The organism is Actinoplanes regularis, from assembly GCF_900188005.1.
Classification (GTDB): Bacteria; Actinomycetota; Actinomycetes; order Mycobacteriales; family Micromonosporaceae; genus Actinoplanes; species Actinoplanes regularis.
On sequence record NZ_FZNR01000006.1, the window covers coordinates 141,164 to 159,619 of the forward strand.

Annotated in this window: 16 protein-coding genes; 5 read left to right on the top strand and 11 right to left on the bottom strand. The window is 70.1% G+C overall.

What is annotated here, in order from left to right:
• Positions 1–39 precede the first annotated feature (39 nt).
• Positions 40–954 (top strand): LysR family transcriptional regulator, encoded by a 915-nt coding sequence (locus CHC09_RS18280; RefSeq protein ID WP_089294337.1) that lies wholly within the window; start codon positions 40–42, stop codon positions 952–954.
• Between the two features lie 91 nt (positions 955–1,045).
• On the opposite strand, the gene CHC09_RS18285 is transcribed toward CHC09_RS18280, so the two are convergent.
• A complete protein-coding gene (locus CHC09_RS18285; RefSeq protein ID WP_239138438.1) occupies positions 1,046–1,705 on the bottom strand; it encodes a DivIVA domain-containing protein in 660 nt (219 codons plus the stop codon).
• A gap of 304 nt (positions 1,706–2,009) precedes the next feature.
• Here CHC09_RS18285 and CHC09_RS18290 point away from each other — a divergent pair, with 304 nt between their 5' ends.
• Positions 2,010–2,720, top strand: a complete 711-nt coding sequence (locus CHC09_RS18290) for a laminin G domain-containing protein (protein ID WP_089294339.1) — start codon at positions 2,010–2,012, stop codon at positions 2,718–2,720.
• A 6-nt stretch (positions 2,721–2,726) separates the two neighbouring features.
• Here CHC09_RS18290 and araA read toward each other — a convergent pair whose 3' ends face one another.
• The 5 genes from araA to CHC09_RS18315 all read right to left on the bottom strand — a co-directional run bounded on the left by araA (position 2,727) and on the right by CHC09_RS18315 (position 8,810).
• Positions 2,727–4,205: an L-arabinose isomerase gene (gene araA / locus CHC09_RS18295; RefSeq protein WP_089294340.1), complete on the bottom strand. Its 1,479-nt coding sequence runs from the start codon at positions 4,203–4,205 to the stop codon at positions 2,727–2,729.
• On the bottom strand, positions 4,202–5,227 hold the full coding sequence (gene yjfF, locus CHC09_RS18300; protein ID WP_089294341.1) for a galactofuranose ABC transporter, permease protein YjfF: 1,026 nt from the start codon (positions 5,225–5,227) through the stop codon (positions 4,202–4,204). Before yjfF ends, araA begins: the two co-directional genes overlap by 4 nt.
• On the bottom strand, positions 5,224–6,231 hold the full coding sequence (locus tag CHC09_RS18305) for an ABC transporter permease (RefSeq protein ID WP_089294342.1): 1,008 nt from the start codon (positions 6,229–6,231) through the stop codon (positions 5,224–5,226). The genes yjfF and CHC09_RS18305 overlap by 4 nt, the downstream gene beginning before the upstream one ends.
• A complete protein-coding gene (locus CHC09_RS18310; RefSeq protein ID WP_089294343.1) occupies positions 6,228–7,760 on the bottom strand; it encodes a sugar ABC transporter ATP-binding protein in 1,533 nt (510 codons plus the stop codon). Before CHC09_RS18310 ends, CHC09_RS18305 begins: the two co-directional genes overlap by 4 nt.
• Before the next feature lie 66 nt (positions 7,761–7,826).
• Entirely contained in the window at positions 7,827–8,810 is a 984-nt protein-coding gene (locus tag CHC09_RS18315; RefSeq protein WP_089294344.1) for an ABC transporter substrate-binding protein, read from the bottom strand.
• Between the two features lie 323 nt (positions 8,811–9,133).
• Here CHC09_RS18315 and CHC09_RS18320 point away from each other — a divergent pair, with 323 nt between their 5' ends.
• Together CHC09_RS18320 and CHC09_RS18325 are read left to right on the top strand one after the other, a co-directional pair.
• A complete protein-coding gene (locus CHC09_RS18320) occupies positions 9,134–10,132 on the top strand; it encodes a LacI family DNA-binding transcriptional regulator (RefSeq protein WP_089294345.1) in 999 nt (332 codons plus the stop codon).
• A gap of 611 nt (positions 10,133–10,743) precedes the next feature.
• A complete protein-coding gene (locus tag CHC09_RS18325) occupies positions 10,744–11,469 on the top strand; it encodes a hypothetical protein (RefSeq protein WP_143232407.1) in 726 nt (241 codons plus the stop codon).
• Between the two features lie 368 nt (positions 11,470–11,837).
• Here CHC09_RS18325 and CHC09_RS46350 read toward each other — a convergent pair whose 3' ends face one another.
• Positions 11,838–13,028 carry a hypothetical protein gene (locus CHC09_RS46350; RefSeq protein WP_089294347.1) on the bottom strand — a complete coding sequence of 397 codons (1,191 nt, stop codon included), beginning with the start codon at positions 13,026–13,028 and terminating at the stop codon, positions 11,838–11,840.
• A 62-nt stretch (positions 13,029–13,090) separates the two neighbouring features.
• Between CHC09_RS46350 and CHC09_RS18335 the strand changes: the two genes are divergently transcribed.
• On the top strand, positions 13,091–13,738 hold the full coding sequence (locus CHC09_RS18335; RefSeq protein ID WP_089294348.1) for a TetR/AcrR family transcriptional regulator: 648 nt from the start codon (positions 13,091–13,093) through the stop codon (positions 13,736–13,738).
• A gap of 122 nt (positions 13,739–13,860) precedes the next feature.
• Here the strand turns inward: CHC09_RS18335 and CHC09_RS18340 are convergent, their stop codons facing one another.
• The 4 genes from CHC09_RS18340 to CHC09_RS46355 form a co-directional block, all read right to left on the bottom strand.
• Positions 13,861–14,916: a hypothetical protein gene (locus CHC09_RS18340; RefSeq protein ID WP_143232408.1), complete on the bottom strand. Its 1,056-nt coding sequence runs from the start codon at positions 14,914–14,916 to the stop codon at positions 13,861–13,863.
• 316 nt (positions 14,917–15,232) lie between these two features.
• Complete coding sequence (gene araD, locus CHC09_RS18345; RefSeq protein WP_089294350.1) at positions 15,233–15,949, bottom strand: L-ribulose-5-phosphate 4-epimerase AraD; 717 nt, start codon at positions 15,947–15,949, stop codon at positions 15,233–15,235.
• A gap of 100 nt (positions 15,950–16,049) precedes the next feature.
• Entirely contained in the window at positions 16,050–17,096 is a 1,047-nt protein-coding gene (gene pstS / locus CHC09_RS18350) for a phosphate ABC transporter substrate-binding protein PstS (protein ID WP_089294351.1), read from the bottom strand.
• 10 nt (positions 17,097–17,106) lie between these two features.
• Positions 17,107–18,414, bottom strand: a complete 1,308-nt coding sequence (locus CHC09_RS46355; RefSeq protein WP_089294579.1) for a hypothetical protein — start codon at positions 18,412–18,414, stop codon at positions 17,107–17,109.
• Between the last annotated feature and the right edge of the window lie 42 nt (positions 18,415–18,456).

An 18,456-nucleotide genomic window follows, 5' to 3' on the forward strand; every position in this document is an offset into this window, starting at 1 on the left:
GTGTTCGGCATGGCTGCCATGCCTGGCTAGCATGGCTCGGTGGAGACCCGACTGCTCGAGGTGTTCCGTACGGTCGCGCACCTCGGTTCGATCACCGCCGCGGCGCAGCGGCTCCGGTTCACCCAGTCCGCGGTGTCCCGCCAGATCGCGGCGCTGGAGGCCGAGGTGGGTGCCCGCCTGCTGGACCGGCTGCCGCGCGGCATCGCCCTGACCGAGCAGGGTCGCGCGCTGCTGCCGTACGCCGAGGCGGTTCTGGACCGGCTGACCGCGGCCCGGCAGGCCGTCGACGACCTTGATTCCCTCGACGCCGGCCGGCTGCGGATCGGCGCCTTCGCCACGGCGGTCGCCGCGCTGGTGCCGCGCGCCCTGTCGGCGTTCCGGACCGCGTTCCCCGGTGTCACGCTGTCCCTGGTGGAGGGCTTCACGCCGGTGCTGCTGGAGCGGTTGTCCGCCGGGGAGGTGGACGTCTCGGTGGTCAGCACCGTCCCGGCCGGGCCGCCCGACCCTGACCGGTTCGACCTGCACCACCTGCTCGACGAGCGGATGCTGGTCGCTGTTCCCCGGGACCACCGGCTGGCCGGCCGCCGCACCGTGCGCCTCGCCGAGTTGGCCGACGAACCGTTCATCGCCAACTCGACGCGCCCGGAGGAGACCCTGCTCGGGGTCAGCGCCGCCGCCGGTTTCCGCCCGCGGATCGACTTCGCGGTCGGTGAGTGGACCGGCAAGCTGGGCTGTGTCGCCGCCGGCCTCGGGGTGACCCTGGTGCCGTCGCTCGCGGCCCGTGGCACGCCGGCCGACATCACGCTGCTCGGGCTGCATCCGGACGACCAGTCGGTGCGCCGGGTCTATGCCGCCACGGTCGCCGGGCGTTCGCTGTCGCCGGCCGTCGCGCGGTTCCTGACCTATCTGCGGGAGACCGCGCGGGATCTGCGCCGGCCGGACGGGGCCGGCTGAGATGCAAGGCGGGCCCGCGGCGATCAACGCCACGGGCCCGTCCGATCGTCCTGAGCGCCGGGCCGTGCCCGCCGCCGCTGATCTGAGAAGGTCAGCGATCCTGCTCGTCGTGCTCGGCGATCATCTCGGCGTCCTCGACCGCGTAGTGGCCGTGCCGCGGCGCGGCCTCGATCTCCTCGGCGGCCGGCTCGTCGTCGATCACCTCGGCGGTGACCTGCGGCGCCTCCGCCCAGAGGGCGCGCAGCTGGCCCTGCATGAACTGGGTGAGGCGGCCCCGGTACTCCCGGTCGAAGCCCTCCAGAGCCTCGATCTGGCCCTGCAGCGCCTCGCGCTTGGCGCCCAGGCTGCCGACCACGTCGTCGTAGCGCTGCTGGGCCTGCAGCTTCAGCTGCTCGGCGCCGTGCATCGCGTCCGCGGCGATGGACTCGGCCCGCTGCCGGGCGTCCGTAACGATCTTGTCGGCGGCCCGGCGAGCCTCCTCGGCGCGCGCCTGCGCCTCGCGGGCCATCAGCTCCGCGGCGGCGCGCGCCTCGTTGAGCACCCGGTCGGCCTCCTGGCGCACGTTGTTGGCGTGGGCCTGGGCGTCGCGGGCGATCTGCTCGGCGGTCGCGAGCGCGTCGGTGCGGATCTTGTCCGCGTGGTGCTGGGCGCTCGCGACGTGCTCCTCCGCGGTGCGCTGGGCCAGTGCCAGCACCTGGAGAGCCTGGTTCGGCAGGCCCGAGTTGGGCAGGCCCGGGTTGGGGGCGATCACCTTGTGCTCCGAGGTCTCACTATCAGTCCCATTCAGCAGCACTTCGACACGATCCTTATCTGAAAAGTCAGTCTTTCCCAGGCACCGGACCTGCTGGTGCCGCTCCGCGGAACCCCGGCCGGAACGTCATGGCGGTCGAGGGGTTGTCAGCCATGATCGGCGGGATGCTACCAAGCTGAACCGGCACTTAGCGAGGGTCGACGACCACCCCGCAGATGACGATTAATCGCATTCGGGAATAAAGGCACCTTATTCCTGTTTAGTCTCAAGGAGACTCCAACCCGACATCCCGCAAGGAACTCCCATGCGACGCTGGTTGACGCTCCTGGCCACGACCCTTCTGTTGACCGGTATGCCGGTGACGGCGCACGCCGCGACCGTCACCCAGATCGCCCGCTGGGAGATGAACGAGCCAGGTGGCTCCACCCGGATGTCCGACAGCAGCGGGAACGGACTAGACGGACAGATCGGCGGCGAGGTTCGGATCGGCGGATCGATAAACGGTTCGACCGCCTACCGGTTCGACCGGCTCGAGCCGGACACTCCGCCGACCCACCCCGGCCACCTGGTTGTCGTCCCGGCCAACCCGGCACTGGACCCCGGTGATCGGAACTTCGCGGTGACCCTTCGGCTGCGTACCACCGAACACTTCGGCAACATCATCCAGAAGGGCCAGTCGACGACGCCGGGCGGGAACTTCAAACTGCAGATCCCGAACGGACGGGTCGGGTGCTACTTCCGCGGGAGTCGCGGCGTGCTGCAGGCGATCGCGCGGGACCCGATCAACGACGGGGCCTGGCACGTGGTCACCTGCGTACGGGTGAGTACCGGGGTGGCCCTCGCCATCGACGGGCAGCGGGTGGCCGGCCGGCAGGGCTGGACCGGGCCGATCAACAACAGCTGGCCGATCACGATCGGCGGGAAGATCGACTGCGACCAGAATGAGGTCGGCTGCGACTACTTCGCCGGCGACATCGATCAGGTGATCATCGAAACCGCCGGCGCAGCGTGGTGACGTCGCTCAGAAGCCACGGGCCAGGCGGTAGTACGCCTGATTCCAGCGGACCTCCTTGGTGAACCGCCGGGACGTGGTGTCCCCGTCGATCAGCAGCAGCTCGGTGCCGACCATGTCGGCCAGGTCGGCCAGCTCCTCCGCACCGACCGCCGAGGAGAGCACGGTGTGGTGCGGGCCGCCCGCGGTCAGCCAGCACTCGGCCGACGTGGAGAGCGACGGGGCCGGCTTCCAGACCGCGCGCGCGACCGGGAGCCGGGGCAGCGGCTCGGTCGGTGCGACCACCTCGATCTCGTTGGCGACCAGGCGGAACCGCTCCCCCAGATCGGCCAGCCCGAGCACGATCGCCTTACCGGGCGCCGCGTCGAAGACCAGCCGGACCGGATCCTCGCGGCCGCCGATGCCGAGCGGGTGGATCTCCAGCTTGGGGCGGCCGGCCGCGATCGACGGGCAGACCTCGAGCATGTGCGCGCCGAGGATCACCTCGTTGCCGGGCGTCAGGTCGTAGGTGTAGTCCTCCATGAAGGAGGTGCCCCCGCCCGGAACCATCGCCTTGAGCGTGTGCACCAGCACCGAGGTCTTCCAGTCGCCCTCGCCGCCGAAGCCGTAGCCGTCGGCCATCAGCCGCTGCACGGCCAGGCCGGGTAGCTGCCGCAGACCGCCCAGATCCTCGAAGTTGCTGGTGAACGCTTTGAAGCCGCCCTCGGTGAGGAACTGCCGGAGCCCGAGTTCGATGCGGGCGCCGTAACGCAGCGACTCCTTCCGGTCCTCGAGCAGGCTCTGCTGGATCTCGTAGAGGTCCTGGTACTCGCCGACCAGCTTGTCGATCTCGGCGTCGCCGATCTGGTCGACGACCGCGACCAGGTCGTTCACGCCGTACGTGTTGACCGAGACGCCGAACCGCAGCTGCGCCTCGACCTTGTCGCCCTCGGTGACCGCGACGTCCCGCATATTGTCGCCGAACCGGGCCAGCTTGAGGCCGCGCATCGCGGCGTAGCCGCGGGCGGCCCGCACCCAGGTCGCGATCCGGGCGACCACCGCCGGGTTGCTGACGTGCCCGGCCACCGTCTTGCGCGGTACCCCGAGCCGGCTCTCGATGAAGCCGAACTCGCGGTCGCCGTGCGCGGCCTGGTTCAGGTTCATGAAGTCCATGTCGATCTCGGACCAGGGCAGCGCCACGTTGTGCTGCGTGTGCAGGTGCAGCAGCGGGGCACGCAGCGCGTCCAGGCCGGCGATCCACATCTTGGCCGGGGAGAACGTGTGCATCCAGGTGATCACGCCCAGGACGCCGGGAGTCGACGAGGCGCGGCGGCAGATGTCGAGGATCTGCTCCGGGCTGGTGAGCACCGGCTGCCAGATCACGTCCGCGTCGAGTTCGCCGTCCAGAGCGGACGCGATCTCCCGGGACTGGGCGGCGACCTGTTCCAGGGTCTCCGGCCCGTAGAGCCCCTGACTGCCGGTCAGGAACCAGATTTCCCCGTGACTCATCTTGCCCTCCTAGTGACCAGCCGCTGCAGCACGATGAAGCCGAAGAGCAGGATGCCGACGACGATCCGGGTCCAGGCCGCGTTCAGGTCGCCCTGGAAGTTGATGATGGTGGTGATCAGGCCGAAGACCATCACGCCGAGCAGGCTGCCGAAGACGTATCCGGCGCCGCCGGTGAGCAGCACGCCACCGATGACGCAGGAGGCGATCGCGTCCAGCTCGGTCCCGGTGCCCTGCAGCGCGTGCCCCGACGTGGAGTTGATCGTGTAGAGCACACCGCCGAGCGCGGCGCAGAACCCACTGATGGTGTAGACGGCGATCCGGGTGCGGGCCACCGGCAGGCCCATCAGCAGAGCGGAGTCGGCGCTGCCGCCGATGGCGTAGACGTTGCGGCCGAACCGCGTCCAGGCCAGCACTCCGGCGGCGATCAGCACGACCGCCAGGGCCACGATCGCGGTCAGCGTGGTCTTGGTGGTCTCCCCGAGCGGGATGCGCAGGTCGGAGAGGGCGATCCAGAGCTTGTCCCGGATCGGGATCGAGTTCTGGTTGATGAACAGCGCCAGGCCGCGGGCCAGGAACAGCCCGGCCAGGGTGGCGATGAACGGTTCCACCTTGAAGTAGTGGATCACCGCACCCATGCCGGCACCGAGCAGCGCGCCGAGCAACAGCACCAGCGGCAGGACCAGCAGCGGCGGCCAGCCGCCCTGCAGCAGGGTCGCGGCCAGGGTGGTGGTGAGCGAGATGACCGCGCCGACCGACAGGTCGATGCCGCCGGTGAGGATCACGAAGGTCATGCCCACCGCGACCGCCAGCAGGACCGCGTTGTCGCGGAACAGGTTGACGATGACGCTGGGCTGGTCGAAGTTCTCGTAGTTCACCAGGCCGCTGATGTACATCACGACCAGCAGCGCCAGGGTGGCCAGGATCGGGATGTACTTCGTGTTCGGCCGGTAGACACGGCGGCGCCGGTTGAGCGCGGCGCCCTTCTGGTCGGCGGCCGGCGGAGTCGCGTCGATGGTGGTCATGCCGGAACCCCCGTCCGGATCTTGAAGCGGCCGAAGACCTTCTCCCGGAAGGTCGCGGACTGGGACAGGCAGAGCACGACGACCACGACCGCCTTGAACAGCAGGGTGGCCTTGGACGGGACGCCGATGCCGACGACGGTGACCTGCAGCGTCTGGATCAGGATCGCGCCGATGACGGTGCCCAGGATGGAGAACCGGCCGCCGATCAGCGCGGTGCCACCGATCACGACGGCCAGGATCGCGTCGAGCTCGATCAGGTTGCCGGCCGCGATGCTGTCCGCGCTCTTGATGTTGGCGCTGTAGATCAGTCCGGCGAGACCGGCGAAGGCGCCCGAGACCACGTACACCATGACGATGATCCGCTTGGCCCGGATGCCGGCCAGCCGGCTGGCGCTCGGGCTGCCGCCGACCGACTCGAGCAGCAGGCCGAGCGCGGTCCGCCGGGTCAGCACCGAGATCAGCACGACCGCGGCCATGGCGATCAGGAACGCGACCGGCAGGGTGAGGAAGAAGCCGGTGGCGATCGTCGCGTACGGGCTGGACTGCACGTTGATGATCTGCCCGTCGGTGACCAGCTGGGCCAGACCGCGGCCGGCCACCATCAGGATCAGGGTCGCGATGATCGGCTGGATGCCCACGACCGCGACCAGCGAGCCGTTCCACAGGCCGAGCGCGGCCGAGACGACGATCGCGACGCCCACGATGAGCAGGACCGAGCCGACCGCGTTCTGGTCGCCCAGATCCTTGATCAACAGACAGGCCACCGCTCCGGAGATCGCCATCACCGAGCCGACCGAGAGGTCGATGCCGCCGGTCGAGATGACCAGCGTCATGCCGAGCGCGACCAGGATCAGCGGCGCGCTGCCCCGGAGGATGTCGATCAGCGTGCCGAACAGGTGCCCGTCCTGCAGGGTGATGAACTGGTTGGACGTGAACACGTTCACGATCAGCAGCGCCACGAGGATGGCGACCGGCCAGAAGAGCCGGTTCTTGAGGATGGTCATGAGGTTGCTCCGCTGGCGATGGTCTGCATGATGCGGTCGGCGTCGACCCCGGCGGTGTTGTCCAGTTCCTCCACCAGCCGCCGGTCCCGGAGGACCGCGATCTTGTGGCTGAGCCGCAGGACCTCCTCCAGCTCGGCGCTGACGAACAGGACCGCCATGCCGCCGTCGGAGAGCTCGGCGACCAGCTTCTGGATCTCCGCCTTGGCGCCGACGTCGATACCGCGGGTCGGCTCGTCGATGATGAGCAGCCGCGGCTCGGTGATCAGCCAGCGGGCCAGCAGCACCTTCTGCTGGTTGCCGCCGGACAGGTTGCGGACCGGGCGCTCCGGGTCGGCCGGCCGGATCTGCAGCGCCTTGATGTACTTGTCGACGATCTCGTCCTGCTTGCGGCGCGGGATCGGGCGGGTCCAGCCGCGGGTGGCCTGCAACGCCAGGATGATGTTCTCCCGGACACTGAGATCACCGATGATGCCCTCGGTGCGGCGGTTCTCCGAGGAGAAGGCGATCCCCCGCTTCATCGCCACCTGCGGGTCGCGCAGCGTGACCGGCTTGCCGTCGAGGCTCAGCTCGCCCTGGTCGGGCCGGTCCGCGCCGAAGAGCAGGCGGGCCAGCTCGGTCCGGCCGGAGCCGAGCAGGCCGGCCAGGCCGACCACCTCGCCCTTGTGGATGGTCAGGTCGAACGGGGCGATCGCACCCGTCCGGCCGACGCCCTCGGCTCGCAGGAGCGGGTCGGCGGCGGCCGACTTCGTACGGGACTGCTGCGCCTTGTCCTCGAGGCTCTCCAGCGTCGCCAGCTCCTTGCCGATCATCTTCTCGACGAGCTGGACCTGGGGCAGCTCAGCGGTCCTGTACTCGCCGATGAGCTGGCCGTTGCGCAGGACGGTGAGCCGGTCGGAGATCTCGTAGACCTGGTCGAGGAAGTGCGACACGAACAGGATCGCGACCCCGTCGGCCTTGAGTCGGCGCATCACCCGGAACAGCTGCTCGACCTCGGAGGCGTCCAGGCTGGAGGTCGGCTCGTCGAGGACCAGGACCTGGGCCGAGATGTCCACGGCGCGGGCGATCGCCACCATCTGCTGGATGGCCAGCGAGTACGTGCTGAGCGGCGCGGACACGTCGAGGTCCAGGTCGAGCCGCTGGAGCAGCTCGGCCGCCCGTTTGCGCATCGCCCCCCAGCGGATCTTGCCGAACGTCCGCGGCTCCCGGCCGATGAAGATGTTCTCCGCCACCGTGAGGTTGGTGCAGAGGTTGACCTCCTGGTAGACGGTGCTGATCCCGGCCTTCTGGGCGGCGAGCGGGCCGGCGATCCGGACCTCCTCACCGCCGAGCCTGATGTCGCCGCCGTCGATCCCGTAGACGCCGGTGAGCACCTTGATCAAAGTTGACTTGCCGGCGCCGTTCTCGCCCATCAGGGCGTGCACCTCACCGGGGAACAGACGGAAGTCGACGCCGTCCAGGGCGACGACGCCGGGAAAGACCTTGCGAATGCCGGTCATCTCGAGGACCGGGTTTGTGGCGGGTTCGCCCATCATGAACTCCGTTCCGCGGCGTACGGGCCACCCCGGCTTCCCGGGGTGGCCCGTACCTGCCTCAACTCAGTACTTGCGGTCCGGGAGGGCGGCCTTGGCCTGCTCCTGGGTGAAGGTGGTCTCCTCGGTGAGGATCCGCGGCTCCACCGTCTCGCCGGCGTGGACCTTCTTGGCCAGGTCCATCAGCTGCGGGCCGAGGAGCGGGCTGCACTCCACAATGAAGTTGATCTTGCCGTCGGCAAGCGCCGTCATGCCGTCCTTCACCGCGTCGACCGTGATGATCGTGATGTCCTTGCCCGGCTTCTTGCCGGCCGCCTCGATCGCCTCGATGGCGCCGAGACCCATGTCGTCGTTGTGCGCGTAGAGCACGTCGATCTTCGGGGTGGACTGGAGGATGCCCTCCATCACCGTCTTGCCCTCGGCCCGGGTGAAGTTACCGGACTGGGACTTCACGACCGTGATGTTCGGGTTGGCCTTGATCGCCTCGGCGAAGCCCTTCTGCCGGTCGATCGCCGGCGCGGCGCCGACGGTGCCCTGCAGCTCGACGACGTTGACCGGGGTGGTCTTGCCCTCGTTCTGCTTGACCAGCCAGTTGCCGGCCTCCGTGCCCTCCTTGACGAAGTCGGAGCCGAGGAACGTCTTGTAGAGCGACTTGTCCTGCGAGTCCACCGCGCGGTCGGTCAGAATGACCGGGATGCCAGCATCCTTCGCGTCCTTGAGCACCGAGTCCCAGCCGGAGGTGACCACCGGCGAGAACGCGATGACGTCGACCTTCTGCGTGATGAAGCTACGGATCGCCTCGATCTGCTTCTCCTGCTTGCCCTGGGCGTCGGAGAACTTCAGCTCGATGCCGGCGTCGGCCGCCGCGGTCTGGATCGAATTCGTGTTCGCGGTACGCCAACCGCTCTCCGCGCCGACCTGGGAGAAACCGAGGACGAGCTTGCCGTCGTCCTTGCCCGAGCCTGCGTCGTCCTTGCCGCCACAACCGGCGAGCGCCGACACGGCCAGCAGGCCCGTCAGCGCCGCCGCCATCATCTTCACGCGCACCATAACCTCCAGAAAAGTTGTTACCGTTAACAAACCGGCCGGCAGCGACATGCACGTGCCAGCACCAGAGAGATCTTCGAACCACTGCGACCGGCGTCACAGCTTGCGTTTCGTGAGTGTTACCGTTCTCAACGTGCACGTCAAGAGATCACGATCGTTGTTTCACCTAGATCGCAAGAATGGCGATGTCACGCATGGCCATCAAGTGATCACCTGATAGATATCGTCCAATGCCGACCTCAGACCCGGCGCCGGACCTCGAACCGGCTGCCCAGACGCCTTTCCCCGCCCCACGGCCGCGGCCCGGCAAGGAGCGGGGAAGCGTCATGCGCGACGTCGCCAAACTGGCCGGCGTCTCGCACCAGACGGTCTCCCGGGTGATCAACGATCATCCCAACGTCCGGGCGGAGACCCGGGAACGCGTGCTCGCCGCGATGCGCTCACTCAACTACCGGCGCAACCTCGCGGCCCGCACCCTGGCCACCCGGGAATCCCACACGCTCGGCATCATCGGCTTCGAGACCACGCTGTTCGGCCCGGAATCGATGCTCTACGGCATCGAGAGCGCCGCCCGCGCCGCCGGATACCTGGTCAGCGTCGCCACCGTGCGCGAACTCGCGCACCGCCCCGTCCTGGAAGCCGTGGACCGGCTCGCCCAGCACGACGTGGACGGCATCATCGCGATCGCCCCGAAACCCGCGGTCACCACCGCGCTCACCCACGCCCCGACCGGTCTGCGGTGCGTCGCGGTGGGCGGTGCGGGTTCCGGCATCGACCCTTTCCCGACGGTACGGGTGGACAACGTCGCCGGAGCCCGGCTCGCCACCCAGCATCTGCTCGATCTCGGACACGCCACCGTGCACCACGCGGCCGGCCCACCCGACTGGCCGGAGGCCCAGGCCCGCGTCGACGGCTGGCGCGAGACTCTCTACGCGGCCGGCGCGATGGTCCCGCCGATCTCCCCCGGGTGGTGGGACGCGGCCGCCGGATACGAACAGGGGCGCCGGCTCGCCAACGACCCGTCGGTGACCGCGGTGTTCTGCGCCAACGACCGGATCGCGCTGGGGGTGCTGCGGGCCCTGCACGAGGCCGGGCGCCGGGTGCCGGACGACGTCAGCGTGGTCGGCTTCGACGACATGCCGGACTCGGGGTACTTCATGCCTCCGCTGACCACCGTCCACCAGGACTTCGGCGAGTTGGGGCGGCGGGCTCTGGCGCTGCTGCTGCACCACATGTCCCGGGGTGACGGGGACGCGCCACCGGCCGATGTGGTGGTCGCGCCGGAGATCGTCGCGCGCTCCAGCACCGCCCCGTGCCGCCGCTGACCCCACGCCGCACGGAGATCCCCACGCTCATTCCTGGCCACACGGAGATCCCACGCTCATTCCTGGCCACACGGAGATCCCACGCTCATTCCTGGCCACACGGAGATCGCCACACGCTCCAGCACACCACCACCCCTCGCCACACGCTCCAGTACACCCACCGTCACCCCTCGCCACACGCTCCAGCACACCACCGTCAGCCCTCGCCGCACGGTCCAGCAGCGCCCCTGCGCCTGCCGATGCCCCTTGGCGACGACCGCCGGTCCGGGTATCGCCGACGTCACCTCACCCGCGGCGGTGAATGAACCCGCACCTCACGTCGCGGGCCCGATACAGTCCGAGGGGTGTTCGACGGCGACACACTCGGTCCGCGCTCCCGGGGATCCACTCCCGACGGGGTCGGTCCCGCACGCCGCCGACATCGCCGGCCCGGCTCGCACCCGGCGGCGCCACCGAGCGCCCGCCCGAGGCCGTGCCGCCGCCGCAATACCAGCCGAAGCCCCCGGGCTTGCGGCTTTCTCACCTCCCCCACCCCGAAATTTCGGAGTATTTCTGCTCATCGCACGCCGGCGGACGTCTCCGAACCGCTGCATCGAGCGACGAAAGGACAGGTGAGCACATTGGAGTCGGAATCCGGCCTCTTCAGACACCTCCCCGAATGGCTACGCCGCCGACACCCACGACTCTCCGGGACCCTGCGGATCCGCGAGGCGCCCGGCCACATCACCACCATCCCGCTGCGCGGCCGCGCCGCCGTCCTCACCGCCGGCGGCACCGGACTCGCCGGCGAGGGCACGGTCTGGGCCGTGCACACCGACCCGGACGCCACGGTCGTCAGCCTGATGATCAGCTACGGCCGCACCGGCCGCCCGGCCGACCGCGAATCCGGCCTCTGCCCGCCCGGCGCCACCATCACCCTGGCCGGCGCAGACTTCACCTGGCACCGCTCCACCGGCCCGGCCCGCCCGCAACCCGCCACGATCGGCGTTCCCCGCCCGCGCCCCGGCGAGAACACCCCGGCACACCCCGCCGAAACCACCTCGACGCACTCCGCCGAGAGCACCCCTGCGCACCCCACCGAGAGCACCCCTGTGCGCCCCGGCGAGAGCACTCCTGTGCGCTCCGCCGAGAGCACCCCTGTGCGCCCCGGCGAGGGCACCCCCGCCGTCACCCGCGCGCCCGGGAACGTCGCGCCCGCGGTGAGCCGTGATCCCGGCCCGATCCGGAACAGCCGCACCCCACGCACCCGCTCCGCCAACGCCCGCCCGATCACCCCTACCTTGCGTCAGCGCGTCCGGGCCATCGTCCGCGACCTCACCGGTCCGCCGCACCGGTGACCACGCGGACCGGCTCCACGAGTCGATCAGGCCACGGTGACCCACGCAGACCGGAACGACGAAACGAACAAGCCGCAAAGACCCACACAGGCCGACTCGACGAGCCGAGCAGGACGCAGCTACCCACACGCACCCACTCGACGAAACGATCAAGCCACGGTGACCCACGCAGACCGGAACGACGAAACGAACAAGCCGCAAAGACCCACACAGGCCGACTCGACGAGCCGAGCAGGACGCAGTTACCCACACGCACCCACTCGACGAAACGATCAAGCCACGGTGACCCACGCGGACCGGATCGGCGGAGTGAACGGGCCGCAGTGATCCGCGCAGGCGACTCGATGAAGTGAGCGGGCTACGGTGGCCTACGCGGATCGGCTCGACGAAGCGATCAAGTCGCGGTACACCGCGAAGGCGGGTTTCGGGGTGTAGTCCGATCGCAGCAGCCCGAGCTGGAAGAGCGGGTTCGGGTTGTCCGAATCGGCGTCACGCAGGGCGAAGTGCTCATATGTGTCGATGTTGAGCGTCGCGGCTTGCTCGGCGACGATGCCGATCACCAATGTGAGCACCTCGGCCTGGCGGGCGTAGGAGCGGTCCGGCCCGGTCCCCCAGCCGTGTTCGGTGATGCGCATCGGCACCGAGTCCGGGATACCGGCCGCAGCCAGGCTCAGCGTCCGGAATCCGGTGAGCGCGCCGGTCACGATCGCGGGCAGCCGGTCCGCGGGGAGGGGATGGAAGACGTCCGGGAAGAAGTCCAGACCGACGTAGTCCAGCGCGGCTCGGAACTCATCCCCGCCACGTTCGCCCAGGTCGGTCCAGAACTCCTGCTCCGGCGAGAAGTCCAGGGTGGAGTTGCAGCCGATCCGCACGTCCAGACCCAGCCGCACGGCTTCCCGCTTGGCCTCGATCACGCCGGTGACCAGGGCGTCCCGGACCGCCGGCGAGCGCCCGTCGCCGCCGGGGCCGGCGTGGTTCGCCTCCTCGGTGATCTGCAGGGAGGCGAGCCGTGGCCCGTGCACCCGCAGCTGCTCGCGCAGGAAGTCGTGCCAGCCGGTTAGGTCGCTGCCGCACTCCCGGAAACAGGCGACCAGATCCAGCCGGCGCCGCCCGGTCGCGTACTGAAACGGCTCGGGCGGCGCCTCGAGCACCCGCAACGCGGAAACCGACGCGTAGCCGGTCGGCACCGCGGAGATCGGGGCGGAGCCGGTCGGCACCGCGGAGATCGGGGCGGAGCCGGCCGGCACCGCGGAAACCGGCGGGGAGGCGGTCGACATCAAGGAAGCCGAGGCCGAGCTTGACGGCGCCACGGAAGCCGAAGCCGGGCCGGGCGGCGCGACCGCAGCCGGGGCAGGCCCGGACGACGCCGCCGAGAGCCGGGCGGCCCGGTGCGTGGCGTCGTCGTAGTGGACGTAACCCCGTACCAGAAAAGGGTTGTCTCCGTGCAGCGCGTCCAGCGCCGCCGCGATCTTCTCGGAGTCTTCCGGCGGGCCCTGGGTGACCAGGTCGTCGTCGGTGACACCGAGGCCACCGGGGTAGATACCGAAGGTGAGCGTCATGCCGCGAGCATAGGCAGATTTTTGGTGTCACACCAAATTTTGAGTGACGCTATGATTCTCCGATGGGGTTGCGGGCGGAGAAGAAGCAGGCCACACGGACCGCGATCGCGGACGCGGCGCTGGGCTTGTTCCTGGAGCGGGGCTTCGACCGCGTGACGGTCGCCGACGTCGCCCGCGTCTCGCGGGTGTCGGTGAACACCGTCTTCAACTACTTCCCGGCCAAGGAGGACCTGTTCTTCGACCGGCAGGACGAGGTGATCCAGCGGCTGCCCACGGCGATCCGGGAGCGTGCGCCCGGCGAGCCCGCGGTGGCGGCGGCACGGCGGGCGTTCCTGGCCGAGCTCGACCGGGACGAGGTGACGCTCGGGCTGCATCCGGGGATCGCGCCGTTCTGGCGGGTGGTCGAGGAGAGCGCGGCGTTGCAGGCCCGCCTGCGGCACCTGCGGGACCGGACCGAGGAGGCACTCTCCGAGACCCTGCGGACGGAGACGGGAGCGGACGCGGACGATCCGATGCCACGGATCGCCGCCGCGATGCTGGCCGCGGCGGATGCCTCGTTGCACGCGGAGATCCGGCGGCGGGTCCTGGTGGGAGAGGATCCCGATGCGGTACGGACCGGGGTGCGCCGGATGGCCGAGGCCACCTTCGAGGCACTGGAGAGCGGCCTCACGACGTATGCGTTGAGGAGCGCGACCGGGCGGCCCGGCTAGATCCGGCCCGGGACACAGGCGCCCCGGCACGCGGAGATGGTCACGAAAAACGGGCCACGCCGCCGGGAGGGCATGGCCCGATTTCGTCCGGGTCGGTTCGCCGACCCGGCTCGTGCACGGAATCAGTCGGTGTTCAGGTGCTGACTCGGCTGCGCGGTGAGAGTGCCGGTCGATGTGGTGCTGTCGAGGTCGCTCACCAGCCAGGCGACGGCTTCGGCACCGTCGCCCACGGTCCAGAGGTCGCCGATGCCGTCGCTGTTGACATCGGCGGCGTGCAGGGTGACGTCCTCGCCGGTGTGGAAGTTGTCGGACAGCAGGTAGGACGCGTATTCGGCGGTACCGGCGTCGGTCCGGACGAAGTCGTTCCAGAGGAACAGCTTGCCGGTGGCGGCCTGCCGGAGGAACAGCGCGGTCCCGGTGCCGGTCTGGGCCGTGGCGATGGTCCAGGTGTTCCAGTCGGTGCCACCGGTCGGCGTCCGGACCGGCAGGACGGCGAGGTCGTTGTAGCCGCCGATCCCTCCGTGGTTCGCGTAATACGTGAGGAAGCTGCTGCCGTCGTCCTTGCCGGCGATCCCGATCAGGTCCGGGTAGACGGTCGAGTGGTGGGCACCGGCGTTGACGAGCTGGCTCGGGCTGTTGATCGTCTGGAAGTCGTCCCAGTCCATGCCGCTGAAGGTGCCGGCGTTGATGTTGCTGAAGCTCTGGTCGAGTTCGGCCCGGATCACCGAACCGTCACCGGTGCCGTGCAGGATGACCGCCCCACCCGGATTCCTCGAGTGGGTGGGCGGGTAGTAGACGAGGATGTCCTGCAGGGCGCCGCCGGCGAAGTGCCCGGTGACGACCTGAGCCCCGTCGAAGTCGGCCGGGCCTTCCGGTAGGCCGGGGTGGAACACACCGTTGCCATGGGCTCCGATGTCGGTCGGGACAGCCGCGATCCGCCCGTCACTCTGGCCCGAGGCGAGCCAGAGACCGGAGGCGAGGCCGTGCTCACCGCCGGCGGTGAGCAGGTCGGTGAGGTTGTCGCCGTCGAGGTCGGCGTCGACTGCGGGCGCCGGCGACGCGGCCAGTGCGGGCGTCACGGACAGCGGAGCGAACACCGCCGCTCCGGACAGGACGCCGGCGACCGTGGCGAGTGAGAGCGCCCGTACACCGGCACGAGATCGAATCCCCGTTTTCAAGACTTCTCCATCCGCGAGATCAAAGATCGATGGCAGACCGTACACAAAGGATCTTGTATCGGACCTTCGATCCGCGGCAATCCAACAAATCGACCGATGCAAGATCGTTAATTGGATCGGTTCACGGCGAGGAAAGTCTGCCGGCCCGGGCGGTGCTCCCAGCCACGCCCGGGCCGGCGGGCCACCCCTCCCCCTCCCAGCTCGGCGAAGCCGGAGAGGAACGACCCGCGAGGGCCCGCCCACGGACGCATCGCGCACTGTTCGGCGTCGGCCGTTCGCTGCCGCGACGGCCGGCTACGGATGCGTCCCGAGCGGGTCAGGACTTGGTGGCGCCGGGATTCCCGTAGTAGGCACCCGGGCCGTGCTTGCGTTTGAAGTGACGCTCCTGCAGGTGACGCGGCGTGAACGCGTCCGGGTTCAGGGCGAGCGTCTTGATCGCCATCTCGGCGACCGCCTCCACGATGATCGCGTGCTCGACCGATTTCTTCGGGGTGGCGCCCCAGGTGAACGGGCCGTGGTTGGCGACCAGCGCGCCCGGCATGCCGGCCGCGGCCTCGTCGTCGCCGATCAGCTCGATGATCACCTGACCGGTGTTGAACTCGTAGTCGGTCTCGCACTCGGCCGGGGTGAGCCCGCGGGTCACCGGCACGGGGCCGCTGAACGTGTCGGCGTGTGTCGTGCCGAGCACCGGGATGTCCCGGTCGGCCTGGGCGAACGCGACAGCGTTGGTCGAGTGCGTGTGGGTGATGCCGCCGATCGACGGCCAGGCCAGGTAGAACGCGCGGTGTGACTCGGTGTCGACCGAGGGGCGCAGGTCGCCGCCGAGCACCTTGCCGGTCTCCAGGTCGACCGGGACCAGCATGCCGGGGGTGAGGTCGTCGTACGAGACGCCGGACGGCTTGATCAGGAAGTAACCGCCGTCGCGGTCGACTCCGCTGACGTTGCCCCAGGTGAGCTGGGCCAGCCCGGCTTTCGGGATCACCTGGTTGGCCAGCCAGACGTCCTGGCGCAGAGCCTCCGAGCCGATCGTCACTTCGTCATCCTTCGCTCCGGAATGTTAGCGCTCACCTTACTCGATCCTGAGCTCCAGAGTAATGCCGGAAGTTTGTGCTTGTGAGCGCAAACACCGGGAGTTACCGCAGGTTGGCGACCACCGCGGCGACCCGCTCGCGCAGCGTGTCCGGCAGCGGCGCGTACCCGGCCGCGCCGGCGGCGGCCTGACCCGCCGGGCTGGCCGCGTACGCCAGGAAGCCGCGCGCCACCGCCGACGCGCCCGACCGGCACACCACCTCGTACGTCACCTGCACCAGCGGATAGGCACCACCGTACAAGTCGGCGTAGTTCAATTCGAGCCGCAGATCGTCACCACCGGCCGGTGTCGCGGTGGCCACCGCGGCCGCCGCCGCCTCGTCGGTCGGTGGCACGAAGTCGCCGCGCGCGTCCCCGACCAGCACCGTGGCCAGCTCGTCGACCCGGGCGTAGGAGGCCTCGACGTACCCGATCGCGCCGTCCGTCCGGGCCACCGCCGAGACCAGCCGGTCGCTGCCGCTGACCGCCACCCCACCCGGAGCCGGCCAGGCGCCGGCCGGCTCGTAGGGCCAGTCCGCCTTCGCCGTACCGGCCAGGAACCGGGTGAAGTTCGCCGTGGTGCCCGAGCCGTCCCGCCGGTGCACGGCCCGGACCGGGGTGGCCGGCAGCACCACGCCCGGGTTGTCCGCGGCGACCGCCTTGTCGTTCCAGGCGGTGATCCCGCCGTTGAAGATCTTCGCGATGGTGGCCGGCGCGAGCCGCAGCTCACCGACGCCGGCCACGTTGTAGGCCAGCGCGATCGGGCCGATCACCATCGGCAGGTGCACAGCCGGTTCGCCGCCGCAGCGGGTCGCGGCGGCGGACCGGTCGGCGTCACCGAGCGCGGCGTCGGTGCCGGCGAAGTCGCCGGTCCCGGCCAGGAACGTTCGCACGCCGGCGCCGGAGCCGACGCTCGCGTACTCGACGGCCGCCGACGCACAGGCGATCTGGTACTGCTTGATCCACTCGTTGACCGCGTTGGCCTGCGCGGACGACCCCTGACCGGCCGCCGAGCCGGCCGCGCACGGAACCGGGTCGGCGGCCCGCTCCGGTTCGTCGCAGGCGGCGAGCAGCAGGAGGGCGGCGAGGGCGGCCGCCGATGCTCTCTTCATCTCGGACCTCTCAGCGGTATTCGGCCAGCCGGCGGCGGACGCCGAGCGGAACCAGCACGACGACCAGGCCGAGAACCACCAGCGGGATGATCACCCAGCCGCGCAGCGTGTGTTCCGCGCCGCGCAGGGCACGGTCGAAACCCTGCTTGCGTACGTCGGTGACGGCACCCACCTCGGCGTCGAAGTAGGCGAAGTCGAACGCCGCGTCGCCGCGCCGGATGCCGGTCAGCGCGTCCACCGCCGCCGCGGTGCGGCCGGTGCCGGCCAGCGCGACCACCTTCTCGTGATCCCGCCGGTAGGACTCCCAGCGCCGCAGCGTCTCGGCCCCGCCCAGCCCGCCGAGCTCCGCGCTCAACTGACCGGACTTGCTCGTGAAGCCGTCCTCGTAGAGCGCCAGATTGGCACTGACCAGGTAACGACTGGTGTCGGCGGCGGCGTCGTAGCCGACCGCGCGCAGGCGCGACAGCGCGAGATAGGGGTTCAGGTCGTCCGCGCGGGCGCTGGACATCCGGCCGGCCTGGGCACTGAGCACGAGCATCGAGGCGAGCACGAGCAGCAGGCTCAGCACCGTGGCGGTGAGCAGCGCCGGATTCCACGACCGGCGGAACCGGCGGGCCAGCCAGACCTGCAGGACGATCAGGAGGGTCAGGAGGGCGCCGCCGAGCAGGAGCGCCAGGGTGTAGCCGGTGGACTCGGTGACGCGCTTGTCGGCGTAGGCCAGGTCGAGCCGGGCGGTGGCGGCGTCGCGGAGTTGCTGGGCGGCCGGGAGCAGGCGCAGGTGCACGATGTTCGTCGCCTGCGTGTAGTAGCCGAGGGCGTCCGGCGGGAGGGTGCCGGGAGTCTTCGCCGGAGCGCCGCCACCGGCCGCGGCGATCGTCTGGCCGACCCGCTGGCGGTAGACGGCGAGGCCGTCCAGCAGGTCGAGGGCGACGGCCCGTTCCGACGCGCCGGCCGCGGTGGTCAGCGACCGGTGCAGGTCCGCGTCGACCTGGCGGGAACGTTCCCGGTACGCGCCCTGGGCGTCCACCCGGGTGCCCGCCAGCGCGTCCGAGTCGCCGGTCAGCAGCAGCCGGGTGACCTGCGCGTCCATGTCGCTGAGTGCGAAGTAGAGGTCGGCCGCGGTGGCCGCCTGCGGGGCGGCCTCCCGCCCGATGATCCGGACCTGGTCCTGCACCCGGGCCATCACCAGGCTGGTCGCGACGAGCAGGGCGGTGGCCGCCAGGACCACCAGCGCCGCCCACAGCCGCAGGCGGGCGGGAGTTTCGTTCCGGACCAGGCTGCGGGTGGTGTTCCTGGTCGCTTCCAAGACCGCTGGCACGCCGCCACGGTAATCCATTCCCGCTATTCATCAATGCTCGCG

Bases quoted from the DNA above. Each gene is read 5' to 3' on its own strand.
- CHC09_RS18290 (WP_089294339.1), top strand. From the start codon at position 2,010: ATGCGACGCTGGTTGACGCTCCTGGCCACGACCCTTCTGTTGACCGGT.
- araA (WP_089294340.1), bottom strand. From the start codon at position 4,205: ATGAGTCACGGGGAAATCTGGTTCCTGACCGGCAGTCAGGGGCTCTAC.
- yjfF (WP_089294341.1), bottom strand. From the start codon at position 5,227: ATGACCACCATCGACGCGACTCCGCCGGCCGCCGACCAGAAGGGCGCC.
- CHC09_RS18305 (WP_089294342.1), bottom strand. From the start codon at position 6,231: ATGACCATCCTCAAGAACCGGCTCTTCTGGCCGGTCGCCATCCTCGTG.
- CHC09_RS18310 (WP_089294343.1), bottom strand. From the start codon at position 7,760: ATGGGCGAACCCGCCACAAACCCGGTCCTCGAGATGACCGGCATTCGC.
- CHC09_RS18315 (WP_089294344.1), bottom strand. From the start codon at position 8,810: ATGGTGCGCGTGAAGATGATGGCGGCGGCGCTGACGGGCCTGCTGGCC.
- CHC09_RS18320 (WP_089294345.1), top strand. From the start codon at position 9,134: ATGCGCGACGTCGCCAAACTGGCCGGCGTCTCGCACCAGACGGTCTCC.
- CHC09_RS46350 (WP_089294347.1), bottom strand. From the start codon at position 13,028: ATGACGCTCACCTTCGGTATCTACCCCGGTGGCCTCGGTGTCACCGAC.
- CHC09_RS18335 (WP_089294348.1), top strand. From the start codon at position 13,091: ATGGGGTTGCGGGCGGAGAAGAAGCAGGCCACACGGACCGCGATCGCG.
- pstS (WP_089294351.1), bottom strand. From the start codon at position 17,096: ATGAAGAGAGCATCGGCGGCCGCCCTCGCCGCCCTCCTGCTGCTCGCC.